Below are 12,743 nucleotides of genomic sequence, written 5' to 3'. Positions count from 1 at the left end.
CCGCCATGACCTCGCCCCTCCGGATCGCACGCGCCGTCGCGCTGCTGCTGGCCCTCGCCGCCGCCACCGCCGCCGTCGCGGACCCCGCGGCGCAACAACTGCTCGAGCAAAGCGACGCCGTGCGCAACCCCGACAAGCCGTTCGGCCTGACGACGACCCTGCTCGAATTCCGCAACGGCCAGCAGACCGACGCCGAGACGCTGAAGGTCTACTCGAAGGCCGACCCGGCAACCCGCCAGTTCCGTACGCTGGTGCAGTTCGTCGCGCCCGCGCGCGACGCGAACAAGCTGATGCTGAAGAACGGCAACGATCTGTGGTTCTACGACCCGTCCAGCCAGGCCAGCGTGCGGATCTCGCCGCAGCAGCGCCTGCTCGGCCAGGCCGCCAACGGCGACGTCGTGACCGTCAACTGGGCGAGCGACTACGACGCATCGCTCGCGGGCGAGGAAGACGTTGCGGACGGCGAGCATCAGACGCGACACTGCTACCGGCTGCACCTGACGGCGCGCGCACCGGACGTCACGTATCACGCGATCGACCTGTGGATCGCGAGCGACACGAAGCGGCCCGTCAAGGCGCGCTTCTTCGCGGCGAGCGGCAGCGTGCTGAAAATCGCCTACTACCGGCACTACCAGGAGCAGCTCGGCGCGGCGCGGCCGACCGAGACCGTGATCATCGACGGCCTCGATCCCGGCTGGGTCACGGTGATGCGCTACGCCGACTACGCGTGGCGCGACATTCCGGACGCGTGGCTGCAGCGCGCGTACCTGTCGCGCTTCAAGGCCGACTAGGCGATGGCGCGGCACCGGGTCGCGGCGCTGGTCTGCGCGGCGGGCCTCGCGGCCGCGCAGACGGCCGTCGCGGCCGACGACGCCGACGGCGACGCGCTGCGGCTCGCCGATACGGCGACGGCCGCGCCCGTGACGCCGGGCAACTGGCGCGGCACCTTCGAGGCGGCCGTCGCGAATTACACGGCGGCAAGCCAGACCGGGCCCGTGACGCTCGACGACAACGCGCGCGTCTCGAACACGCTGTCGTACGACGGCACGTCGGGCAACTGGCGGGCGATCCTGTCGAACCGCTTCGACGCGGGATGGCGCGCGGGCACGTCGCAATACAACGCGGTCGACACGCTGAAGCAGGCCTACGTGAGCTGGCAGGCGAGCCCGAACGCGCTCGTCGACGTCGGCCGCGTGAACCTGCGCGAAGGCGTCGCGTCGGGCTTCAATCCCACGGATTTCTTCAAGGCCGGCGCACTGCGCTCGGTGGTGTCGATCGATCCCGAGAGCCTGCGCGAGAACCGGCTCGGCAGCGTGATGGCCCGCACGCAACTGTTGTGGAGCAGCGGCTCGGTGACCGCGCTGGTGTCGCCGCGGCTCGACACGCACCCGAACGACGCGACCTTCAATCCCGACCTCGGCGCGACGAACGCGCGCACCCGCTACATGCTGAGCGGATCGCAGCGCCTGTTCGGCAACTTCTCGCCGCAGTGGCTGCTGTACGGCGGCGAAGGCATCGCGCCGCAACTGGGCGTGAACGCGACCACGCTGATCGACGACGCGACGGTCGGGTTCGTCGAATACGCGATCGGACGCGGCAGCGCGATCGCCGACTTCTCGCAGGCGACCTCGTCGTGGACGTCCAGGCTCGCGACGGGCGTCACCCATACCTTCGCGAACAAGCTGTCGCTGACGCTCGAGTACGACTACGACGGTGCGAGCGCCAGCGCCGCCGCGTGGCGGGCGCTGCAGAACGACCCGTCGCGATACTGGCGCTATCGCGACACGGCGAGCGTCGCGCAGGAACTGATGACGCGGCGCTCGCTGTTCGTCTACGCGTCGATGCCCGACGTATTCGTCCAGCACCTCGCGCTGACCGCGATGGCGCGCTACAACCTCGACGATCACAGCTACTTCACGTGGCTCGAGGCGCGCTATCACTGGCCGCGCACCGATTTCGCGGTGCAGTGGCAGAGCAACCACGGTGCGGCGCGCAGCGTGTACGGCGCGCAGGCGCAGAGCGAGATCGTGCAGGCGATCGCGACGTTCTTCTTTTGAGCGGCTGAGGGTGGAACGCGGGCGTCCGGCATGACGCGCCCGGCGCGATGCGGCGGGCGCGAAAGGTGGGCTGGCGGCTTGTGCAGGGATTGGCGGCGGGAGCATGCGACAACGGGACAAGCCCGGCTCGCCGGCTCGCCCGGCGGGCGGCCCGCCAGGCCCGCCCTCGCCGCCCGGCGCCCGGGCTCAGCGCGACTCGAACGCGGAGCCGGCGTCGTCTTCGGCGGCGCCGTTCGCGTGACGGATGCCGCGCATGACCACGTTGAGCGCGCGTCCGAGCGGCATGCCGACCAGCAGGCCCCAGACCGCGAACGACAGGATCGCGAACGCGCCGGTCGCGGCCCACGGCCGCGCGGCGGCGATCGCGTAGTGAATGAACGTTTCGGCGACGAACGTCAGCAGCAGCGTAACCAGCAGGCTCGCGTCGCCCGGCAGGCGCACGAGCAAGCCTTGCGGCCCGTTGCGGAACTGCAGGCGCCAGCGGCGCGCATGGAACCAGCCGCCCGTCGCGCCGATCACGAGCGCCGCGAGCGCCGCGGCAAAGGCATCCGCTCCCGCGTGCGGGAACAGGCGCCCGAGGCTCGACAGGCCGAGCCCGACGAACACGAGGGGAAACAGCAGCGGGCGCACGGGCCGTACTTCGCGCGCGAAGCAGCGCTTGATGCCGATATAGACGAGCGCGCAGAACAACACGTAGACATAGGTCGGGAGATGTTGCATGGGGTACCTGTTCGGAAGTGCCGCGTACGGCGGCCATGTCGGCGACTATAGCGGCCGGACGGGGCACGCGCCGCCCGTTGCGACGAACGGTGGAAATCGGCCGACGAACGGCGCTTGCGTCCGGCGAACGTCGATGCGGGCCGCCGACGCCCCGGCGCGTCCGCGCCGCCTCGCCACCGCCCGGCGACGCGGCGCTCGGGCCGCGCGACCGATCGACGATGGCATTGCCGGCGCGAATTACGCTACCATCTGCGCAATCCGCCCCCGCTCGCTGCCATGCCAAGCAAGCCGCTCTCCTTCCTGTCGTCCGCGCCCTCCTTCGGCCCCGCGCATCGGGGCCGGTCGCTGCTGGGGCTGTTCTGCTTCAACTCCGTGGTCGGGCTGATCTTCTGGGCCACGCGCCGCAACGAGGCGTTGCTGCCGTACCTGGTCGTCGCGAACGGCATCGGCTTCAGCGCGACGCTGCTCAGCGTCGCCGCCGACCGGCTGGTGCGCGGCAAGCTGGCGCTGGTGCCGAAGATCCTGATCGTCGCGCCGGCCAGCGTGTTCATCGGTTTCGAGGTCGCGGCGTCCACGATCGGGCACGTCCCGCACCTGATCGGGCGGGCGGGCGTCAAGGTCTGGCTGGCCTACGGCTCGTCGTTCGTCGTCGCCGGCGCGGCCTGCGCGTTCGTCTCGGTGTTCGTGCAGGCCGCACGCATGCGCGCGTCGCTCGAAACGCAGCGGCGCGAGGCCGCCGAGGCGCGCCAGGCCGAAACGGCCGCGCGGCTCGCGCTGCTGCAGGCGCAGATCGAGCCGCATTTCCTGTTCAACACGCTGGCGAACGTGCAGAGCCTGATCGAGCGCGATCCGACCCGCGCGACGACGATGCTCGACAGCCTGAACCGCTATCTGCGCGCGAGCCTGGGCCGCACGCGCAAGGCCACCGCCACGCTGGAGGAGGAACTGGAGCTGGTCGAGGCGCTGCTGAAGATCGCGACGCTCCGGCTCGGCGAGGAGCGCCTGCGCTACGCGATCGACGTGCCGGACGCGCTGCGGGCCCTGCCGCTGCCGCCGCTCCTGCTGCAGCCGCTGGTCGAGAACGCGCTGCTGCACGGCATCGAGCCGTCGGTCGACGGCGGCGACGTGCGCATTCGCGGCACGCGCGACGGCGACCTGCTCGTGCTGAGCGTGAGCGACACGGGAGTGGGGCTCGGCAACGCCGGCACGAAGCTGCACGGCGGCGTGGGGCTCGCGAACGTTCGCGCGCGGATGATCAGCCTCTATGGCGAGCGCGGCCGCGTGTCGGTCGGCGCGAATGCCGACGCCATGCGGGGCGTGACCGCAACCTTGCAGATCCCGATTCCCTGACATGCCGACCGCCCTGATCGCCGACGACGAACCCAACCTGTCCGCGGAACTCGCCGCGCGCCTCGCCACGCTGTGGCCCGAGCTCGAGATCGTCGGGATGCCGCGCAACGGCATCGACGCCCTCGCCGAGCTGAATGCGAAACGCCCGGATTTCGCGTTTCTCGATATCCGGATGCCCGGCCTCGACGGCCTGAAGATCGCGGGCCTCGTGCCGCACGTGCACGTGGTGTTCGTGACGTCCTACGACGAGTACGCGGTCCAGGCGTTCGACCAGTCGGCGATCGACTATCTGCTGAAGCCGGTGACCGACGATCGCCTGCTGCGCTGCATCGCCAAGCTGCAGCGCGGCGGCCCGGCGCCCGCCGACACCGCGCTGCTGGCCAGCGCGGGCGAGCAGCGCGACGCCGCGCCGATTCGCTGGCTGACCGTGGGCCTGCGGGACACGACCCGGCTCGTCTCGGTCGACGAGGTGCTGTATTTCCAGGCGGCGGACAAATACACGGAGGTCGTGACCGCGAGCGAGCGGCACGTGATCCGCACACCCCTCAAGGAAATGCTGCAGCGGCTCGATGCCGAGCGGTTCGCGCAGGTCCATCGCGGCGTGATCGTCGCCTATGCCGCGATCGATCACATCGAACGCGATCTGCTCGGCCGCCAGCGCATCCATTTGCGCGGGAGCGACGACGTCCTGCCCGTCAGCCGCACTTGTGCGGGCCTCTTCAAGCAGATGTGATGGCCGGGGCGGCGCATCCCGATGCCGCCGCCGCGAACCCGCAAGGCGCGACTCCGGTCCCGCCTACCGGCCCATGACCTTCAGCCGCACCACGAGCCACGTCAGCGCCCCCAGCACGAACACGGCGAGCGTCCACGTGCCGCCGTGATGCTGCAGCACGGCGGCCGTCGCGGCGATGCCCGCGAGTCCCTGCTGCAGGAAGCCGCACAAGGCCATCGCATGCGCGCCATGTTCATGCGCGTCGCTGACGGCCGTTGCCATGCTGTTGGGAAACAGCACGGCCTGGCCGAAGATCGCCAGGCAGTACAGCGCGATGAAACTCCACAGGCCGGCGAAATGGGTCAGCAGGCCGCCCAGCCACGACGCCAGCATCAGCGTGGTCGCGAGCGCCAGCAACGCCGCGCCGCCATGCATCAGCCGCACGCCGCCGAGCCGCCTCACGAGGCGGTTCACCAGCATCGCGCCGCTGAAATAGGCGAGACCGAGCAGCAGGCCGATACCGCCGAAGCTCGTCACGGCCAGCCCGAAATGCGACTGGAACACGAACGGGCTCACTTCCTGCAGCGTCACGGTCGTCGCGAACCCCAGGCCGCCCGCGCAGGCCGGCCACAGAAAACCCGGCCGCCGCAGCAGGAGCCCGTAGGTGCCGGCCATGCCCGACGTGGCGGCGGTGCGGTTTCCCGCCTTCAGCGGCAACGCGTACGACAGGCCGATCGCCAGCGCGGCCGTGACGGCCATCAGCACGAAGCCCGCCTGCCAGTGGCTGTAACGGCCGATCAGCCCGCCGATGAACTGGCCGCCGCCCAGCGCCGTGATGAAGGCGATCGACAGCACGGAGAGGCGCCGCGCCAGTTCGTCGCCGCGCCAGTTGTCCCGGACGACGATGCGCGCGATGATCGCCGCGCCGCCGCCCGCGATGCCCTGCAGGCCGCGCAACGCCAGCAGCGCCGGCGCGAACGTGCAGACGGCGAGCAGCAGGCTGCTGGCAATGAACAGCAGCAGCGAGATCAGCAACGGGCCGCGCCTGCCCCAGCGTTCCGCGGCCGCGCCCCAGAACGGCACCGGCAGCGCCGCGCCGATCACGTAGGCGGAAATGGAGAATTCGGCGCCGCCTTGCGTCATCCTCAATTCGCGCATGACGACGGGCAGCGACGGCAGGTACACCGTCGTCGCCATTTGCGCCATGAAGACGATCAGGCACGCCAGCGCCATCAGGGAGAAAGTCGACGCGGCGGGTTCGCGCGGCGCGCCGGCGGCAAGCGCGGATTTGTCGCTCATGCGGCGCCTCCATGTGCCCGGGACGCGCGAACGGCCCCTGCCCGTTCAGCCCCGCACGACGGAATTCCGCCACGGCCGTCACCCGTGTGCATGCCCGCCCCCGATCCCGGTTTGGTCGCCATCGCTTCTCTCATTCGATCTCGTTATCGTTCGCCGCGGCAGCAGGCTGCCCGACCTTTGCGCCAGATTGTACAAAGCGCGAAACAGGTCTGCACGAGACCCTGCCGATATCGTTGCCATCGCATCTGTTACGCGTGCGGAAACGACGTCGCAACGTCGCGCATACCGTCGGATCGGGACAGGAAAGATCCGGGCGCGCCCCGGCAGTGACGCTACAACGCTGCGTGACGACCGGGAAATGCGGGAAAGGCCGATCCGCGGACTGCGCGAATCCGTCAGAAGACGCCGCACGGCCGCGCGGCATCGGGCACAATACGCGGCCTTCAAATTCGATCGCGGTCAAACCCATGCGCTTCGTCGTCGTCGGAACCAGCGGAGCGGGCAAGTCGACCTTCTCCAGCGCGCTGGCGGCTGCCGCCGGCTGCCCGTACGTCGAGCTGGATCGGCTCTACTGGGGCCCCGGCTGGACGGCCGCGCCGCCCGAGGAATTCGAGCGCGGCGTGCTCGCCGCGACGGCCGGCGACCGCTGGGTCGCCGACGGAAACTACAGCGCGGTGCGCGACGTGCTCTGGTCGCGCGCCACGCACGTGATCTGGCTCAACTTCGGGCGCCGGACGGTGTTCTCGCGGGTGCTCTGGCGCACGTTGCGCCGCGGGCTCATGCGCACCGAGCTGTCCCACGGCAACCGGGAATCGCTGCGGATGGCGTTCTCGCGCGACTCGGTGCTGGTGTGGTCCTTCACCACGTTCGCCAGGAACCGCGTCAAGTTCGCGAACCTGCGCGACGACCCGAAATACGCGCATCTGCACTGGACGGAAATCACCCGGCCGTCGCAGGCCCGCGCGGTGATCGACCGGCTGGCCCGCGCCGGCGGCTGAACGCGGTACGACACGCCCCGCTGCGGTCGTCGAACGCACCGCGACATGCAGACGCGCCGTCCGGGAGAGATGCAGAAAAGATACGGACGCACGGCAGGCGACACCGCCACGCCACGCTTCATCACGCATCGAACGACAGCGGCCCGGGGTCGATAAACGCACCCCGGACCGCGGATTTCCTGCCGAGGCCGGGCAACGCACGCGCTGCCCGGCTCGCCGGTCGACCGACCGGCGCGAACGACGTCAGAACTGGTAACCGGCGCCCACCACCGCGCCGAAGTCCGAACGCGTGTTGCCCGTCACCGACGCCTTGACGACCCAGCGGTTGCTCTCCGTCACGTACGAATACCCGGCGGCGAAACCTTGCTGGCCGTGATAGTTCGACGTGGCCGCCGAGACCATCGAGCGGCCCGCGCCCGTCGGTTGCGGCAGGCCGGCCACCGCCATCGCCGATGCCACGCCGCCGTACATGTCCTTCTTCAGGTCGTTGAACGAGTTGTACACCTGGCCGATGCGCTGGTCGGTGTAGCCGTTCGCCTGCGAGGACGCCGCCGAGATGTTGTCGTTCAGCTGCTGCACGTTCACCGCGTCGGTCGGCGCCGAACCGGCCGCGACGTTCGTGACCTGGCGCTCGCTGCCCTTCGCGCCGACCGAGAACGAATTGTCGCGATCCGCCACCGAGCCCGGGCCGACCGCTACCGAGTTCTTGCCGGTTGCCGACGCCGTCGTCCCGATCGAGCCCGAATCGGCACGCGCGATCCACGTCGTGTTCGCGTCGGTCGCCGCCGTGCGGATCTGGTCGTTCGCCGCCGCGTTCTTCAACGCGCTGTTGAACTGGCCCATGTTGACCGCGTCGTTGTCGTTCACGCCCGCCGCGACACCGGTCAGCACGCGGTCGCCCGCCGTGCCGGTGAAGCTCACGCTGGTGCCGCCGGTGGTGCTCCCGACGGTGATCGCGCCGTTCGGATCCTGCTGCTGCACGAGGCCGGCCTTGCCGTTCGCGATGTTGGTCACGCTGCCCTGCAGGTTCGTGATGTCGGTCGTGTTCTTCGACACCTGCTGGTTGGTCGCGTAGAGCTGCGAGCCGTTCACCGCGTCCGTGCTGGTGGCGCTGAGCGTGCCTGCCTGCACGTTGGTGATGCGGGTGCCGCCGGCGCCGCCGCCAAGCGTGATCGTGCTCTTCGAGCTGTCGTCGTACTGCACCGCCAGCGCACCGAGCTGGTTGAGGTTCGCCTGCACGCCCTTCAACTGCTTCACGTTCACCGCATCGGTATCGTCGGTGCCCGCCGCGACGTTCTTCAGCACGACGGCCGCATTCGCGTCGCCGCCGACCAGCGAGACCGAATTCAGCCGGTTGCCGTTCGTGTCGACGTCGTACTTGACGACGTTCTTCACCGCCTCGCCCGCCTGGTTGGACACCTGCGTGATCTGCTGTTCGAGCGACGATTGCACGCCCGACAGCTGGCCGCCGTTCACCGCGTCCGTGCTGCCCGCGGCGACATTGCCGTCCGCCACGTTGGTCAGCTTGGTCGGCGCACCGTCGCGCGCCGCGTTGTAGGCGCCGACCGTCGGGTCGAACTGCAGCGCGTTCTGTTGCAGCCCGGTGATCGCGACCGTATTGCCGGCAATGTTGGTTTCGGCGTTGGTGATGCGCGTTTCGTGGTTTGCGAGCGTCGTCGTGTTGCTGCCGACGCGGCCGTCGAGGTTCGTGAGCGCGTCGCCGACGTTGTTGTACGAGCCGCCGCCGACCTTGTAGTCGGGCGCGCCGATCGAGCCGTCCGGATTCGCCGTCGCGCCGCCGCCCAGTGCGGCCGCGGTGCCGTCGGCCGCGCGGCGCAGCTGCGCACCGTTCACCGCATCCGTGCTGCCGGCCGCGACGGTGCCTTCCGCGATGTTGGTCAGGCGCACCGCGGTCCCGCCGTTGCCCGCGCCGAGCGAAACCTGCCGCTTGCTCGCGTCGTCGTACTTCACCGCGAGCGCATCGAGCTGGCTCGTGCCGTCCTGGACCGCCGCGTTCAACTGGTCGACGTTGACCGCATCCGTACCGTTCTTGCCGGCCGCGACGTTGCCGATGCGTTGCGGGCCGTTGCCGCCGTGGCTCGCATCGTAGGTGCCGAGGTTCGCGTTCCACTGCAGCGCGTCCTGCTGCAGCGCCGCGATGTTGCCCGTGTTCGTCGTCACCTGGTTGCCGATCGTGGTGACCTGGTTGCCGAGCGCCGTCACGTTGTTGCCCACGTTCGTGATCGACTGGTTCAGCGTGTCGGTCGCCTTGCCCAGTTGACCCACGTTCACGGCGTCGCCCGCGGCCACGCCGTCCGCGACATTGCCGATGCGCTGCGGGCCGTTGCCGCCGTGGCTCGCATCGTAGGTGCCGAGGTTCGCGTTCCATTGCAGCGCGTTCTGCTGGAGCGACGTGATGTTGCCCGTGTTCGTCGTCACCTGGTTGCCGATCGTCGTGACCTGGTTGCCGAGCGCCGTCACGTTGTTGCCGACGTTCGTGATCGACTGGTTCAGCGTGTCGGTCGCCTTGCCCAGTTGACCCACGTTCACGGCGTCGCCCGCGGCCACGCCGTCCGCGACATTGCCGATGCGCTGCGGGCCGTTGCCGCCGTGGCTCGCATCGTAGGTGCCGAGGTTCGCGTTCCATTGCAGCGCGTTCTGCTGGAGCGACGTGATGTTGCCCGTGTTCGTCGTCACCTGGTTGCCGATCGTCGTGACCTGGTTGCCGAGCGCCGTCACGTTGTTGCCGACGTTCGTGATCGACTGGTTCAGCGTGTCGGTCGCCTTGCCCAGTTGACCCACGTTCACGGCGTCGCCCGCGGCCACGCCGTCCGCGACGTTGTGCAGCGCGACCGGCGCCTGCGCACCCTTGCCGCCCAGCGTCACGCCGCTGTGCGCGTCGTCGTCGTATTGCACCGCGTTCTTCGTCGCGCTGCCGATCTGGTTGCTGATCGACGTGCTCAGGTCGCCGATCGTCGTGCTGATGTTGTTCGTCACGCTCGTGCTGAGCGACGCCAGCCCGCCGTTCAGTTGACCGACGTTCACCGCATCGGTGTTCGCGACACCCGCCGCGACGTTGTGCAGCGTCGTGCCGTTCGGGCCGGCGAACGTCACCGAATCGAACCCGCTCTGGCCGTCATACTTCACGTTGCGTGCGTCGGCCGCCTGCAGGTTGCCGATGTTCGTCGTTGCCGTGCTCAGCGATGTGTTGATGCCCGTGACGCTCGTCTGCAGGTTCGTGATGTTCGACGCCGCCGTCGAAATCGACGTCTGCAGCGGCGCAACGCTGTCGTTCAGTTGACCGACGTTCACCGCATCGGTATTCGCGACGCCGGCCGCGACATTGCCGATGCGCTGCGGACCGTTGCCGCCGTGGCTCGCGTCGTAGGTGCCGAGGTTCGCGTTCCATTGCAGCGCATCCTGCTGCAGCGCCGCGATGTTGCCCGTGTTCGTCGTCACCTGGTTGCCGATCGTCGTGACCTGGTTGCCGAGCGCCGTCACGTTGTTGCCCACGTTCGTGATCGACTGGTTCAGCGTGTCGGTCGCCTTGCCCAGTTGACCCACGTTCACGGCGTCGCCCGCGGCCACGCCGTCCGCGACGTTGTGCAGCGCGACCGGCGCCTGCGCGCCCTTGCCGCCCAGCGTCACGCCGCTGTGCGCGTCGTCGTCGTATTGCACCGCGTTCTTCGTCGCATTGCCGATCTGGTTGCTGATCGACGTGTTCAGGTCGCCGAGCGTCGTGCTGAGGTTGTTCGTCACGCTCGTGCTGAGCGATGCCAGCCCGCCGTTCAGTTGACCGACGTTCACCGCGTCGGTGTTCGCGACACCCGCCGCGACGTTGTGCAGCGTCGTGCCGTTCGGGCCGGCGAACGTCACCGAATCGAACCCGCTCTGGCCGTCGTACTTCACGTTGCGTGCGTCGGCCGCCTGCAGGTTGCCGATGTTCGTCGTTGCCGTGCTCAGCGACGTATTGATGCCCGTGACGCTCGTCTGCAGGTTCGTGATGTTCGACGCCGCCGTCGAAATCGACGTCTGCAGCGGTGCGACGGTGCCCTTCAATTGCCCGACGTTCACCGCATCGGTATCGGCCGCACCGGCCGCGACGTTGTGCAGCGTCGTCCCCTTGGTGCCGGCGAACGTCACCGAATCGAACCCGCTCTGGCCGTCGTACTTCACGTTGCGCGCGTCGGCCGCCTGCAGGTTGCCGATGTTCGTGGTCGCCGTGCTCAGCGACGTGTTGATGCCCGTAACGCTCGTCTGCAGGTTCGCGATGTTCGACGCCGCCGTCGAAATCGACGTCTGCAGCGGTGCGACGGTGCCCTTCAATTGCCCGACGTTCACCGCGTCGGTATTCGCGACGCCGGCCGCGACGCCGCCGATCGTCGTGCCGTTGCTGCCGTCGAGCGCGATGGCCGCATGCGAATCGTCGGTGTACTTCACGACGTTCTTCGTCGCCGACACGATGCTCGTGCTGAGGCTGCTGCCCACGTTCGTCACGCGCTGGTCGACGTTCGAGATCGAGGTCGACAGCGAATTGCCGACCGACGTCACGCGCGCATCGACGTTGGCGATGCTCGTGCTGAGCGTGCCGTTCACGTTCTTCAGTTGCTGGACGTTGACCGCATCCGTATCCGCCGCGCCCGCCGCGACGTTCTTGAGCTGGCGTTCCTTGCCGAGCGAACCGAACGACACCGCGCCGCCGACCGGCGCGGCCGTGCCGCCGAACACCGGCGTGCCGCCGTTGTTCGCGCCGACGCTGCCCGAGCCGATCGCCACCTGGTTGTTGTCGCTCGTCTGCGCGCCCGCGCCGATCGCCACGGATTGCGAGCCGGCCGCGCGCGTCTGCGACGCCGCGTCATAGGCCGCGCCGCTCGACACGCCGTCGCTGGTCGTCGGGTTGGCGCCGCCGATCGCGACCGAGCGATCGCCGCTGGCGAGCGCCGAGTGGCCCAGCGCGATCGAGCTCGTGCCGTGTGCATCGGCGACGTTGCCGAGCGCCATCGAGAAATCGCCCACCGCCGCCGACTGGCGACCGACGGCGAGCGAGGTATTGCCTTGCGCGAGGGCCACCGTGCCGATCGCGGTGGCCGAGTTCGCCAGCGCCTGCGAGCCGATGCCGATCGCAATCGCGCCGCCGCTGCTGTTGCCGCCCTTGCTGCTCGCATTCGACTGGTCGCCGATCGCGATGCCGCTGGTGCCGGCCCGGGCATTCGTCCCCATCGTCACGTTCGTGGTGCTGACCGCCACGTAGCTCCCGCTCTTCGTGGCGACGCAGAGCGGGTTCGTGCCGTCGATGCACTGGCCGCTCAGCGCGTTGTCCGGGTTGCCGCGATCGACGAAATTGTCCGCCTGCGCGGCCCCCGAGATCAGGACGCCCGCACCCGTGAACATCGCGGCGGCCAGCGCCGAAATCTGCTTCCTCTTCATGGTCTTCTGCTCCGTTATTAGCGTGGTTTGAATATGGACTACTTACTTTTATTGAAGACTTCAGATGCGACTGCGATAACGACTTCCGTGCGGAACCCGCTTCCCGTGTCAGGCCATGCCGTATCGAAGGCGATACGCATCGAACGCCTGCCGCGACAGGACGTACGACATCGCCGGCAC

The 12,743-nt window shown here is 69.1% G+C and carries 8 protein-coding genes; 5 read left to right on the top strand and 3 right to left on the bottom strand.

Annotated elements, in window-relative coordinates; genetic code table 11:
• The first annotated feature begins 5 nt into the window (after positions 1 to 5).
• Entirely contained in the window at positions 6 to 791 is a 786-nt protein-coding gene (locus GQ57_RS22205; protein ID WP_034199011.1) for an outer membrane lipoprotein-sorting protein, read from the top strand.
• Between the two features lie 3 nt (positions 792 to 794).
• Positions 795 to 2,057, top strand: coding sequence for a hypothetical protein (locus GQ57_RS22200; protein WP_031397834.1), 1,263 nt, complete (start codon positions 795 to 797; stop codon positions 2,055 to 2,057).
• A 186-nt stretch (positions 2,058 to 2,243) separates the two neighbouring features.
• Here GQ57_RS22200 and GQ57_RS22195 read toward each other — a convergent pair whose 3' ends face one another.
• Entirely contained in the window at positions 2,244 to 2,777 is a 534-nt protein-coding gene (locus GQ57_RS22195; protein ID WP_031397835.1) for a DUF6622 family protein, read from the bottom strand.
• 276 nt (positions 2,778 to 3,053) lie between these two features.
• On the opposite strand from GQ57_RS22195, the gene GQ57_RS22190 reads away from it, so the two are divergent.
• Positions 3,054 to 4,127: a sensor histidine kinase gene (locus GQ57_RS22190; RefSeq protein ID WP_034199010.1), complete on the top strand. Its 1,074-nt coding sequence runs from the start codon at positions 3,054 to 3,056 to the stop codon at positions 4,125 to 4,127.
• A 1-nt stretch (position 4,128) separates the two neighbouring features.
• A complete protein-coding gene (locus GQ57_RS22185) occupies positions 4,129 to 4,860 on the top strand; it encodes a LytR/AlgR family response regulator transcription factor (protein ID WP_031397837.1) in 732 nt (243 codons plus the stop codon).
• Positions 4,861 to 4,923: 63 nt separating this feature from the next.
• Here the strand turns inward: GQ57_RS22185 and GQ57_RS22180 are convergent, their stop codons facing one another.
• Positions 4,924 to 6,138, bottom strand: a complete 1,215-nt coding sequence (locus tag GQ57_RS22180; RefSeq protein WP_034199009.1) for an MFS transporter — start codon at positions 6,136 to 6,138, stop codon at positions 4,924 to 4,926.
• A gap of 467 nt (positions 6,139 to 6,605) precedes the next feature.
• Here GQ57_RS22180 and GQ57_RS22175 point away from each other — a divergent pair, with 467 nt between their 5' ends.
• The gene (locus GQ57_RS22175) at positions 6,606 to 7,136 is read left to right on the top strand and encodes a toxin (RefSeq protein ID WP_034199008.1); all 531 of its coding nucleotides are present in this window, start codon (positions 6,606 to 6,608) and stop codon (positions 7,134 to 7,136) included.
• Between the two features lie 243 nt (positions 7,137 to 7,379).
• Here the strand turns inward: GQ57_RS22175 and GQ57_RS39945 are convergent, their stop codons facing one another.
• The gene (locus GQ57_RS39945) at positions 7,380 to 12,563 is read right to left on the bottom strand and encodes a YadA-like family protein (protein WP_034199007.1); all 5,184 of its coding nucleotides are present in this window, start codon (positions 12,561 to 12,563) and stop codon (positions 7,380 to 7,382) included.
• Positions 12,564 to 12,743: the final 180 nt, after the last annotated feature.

This window comes from Burkholderia sp. MSh2 (assembly GCF_000731655.1).
Taxonomy (GTDB): domain Bacteria; phylum Pseudomonadota; class Gammaproteobacteria; order Burkholderiales; family Burkholderiaceae; genus Burkholderia; species Burkholderia paludis.
This window is presented reverse-complemented; position numbering and strand designations above follow the sequence as displayed.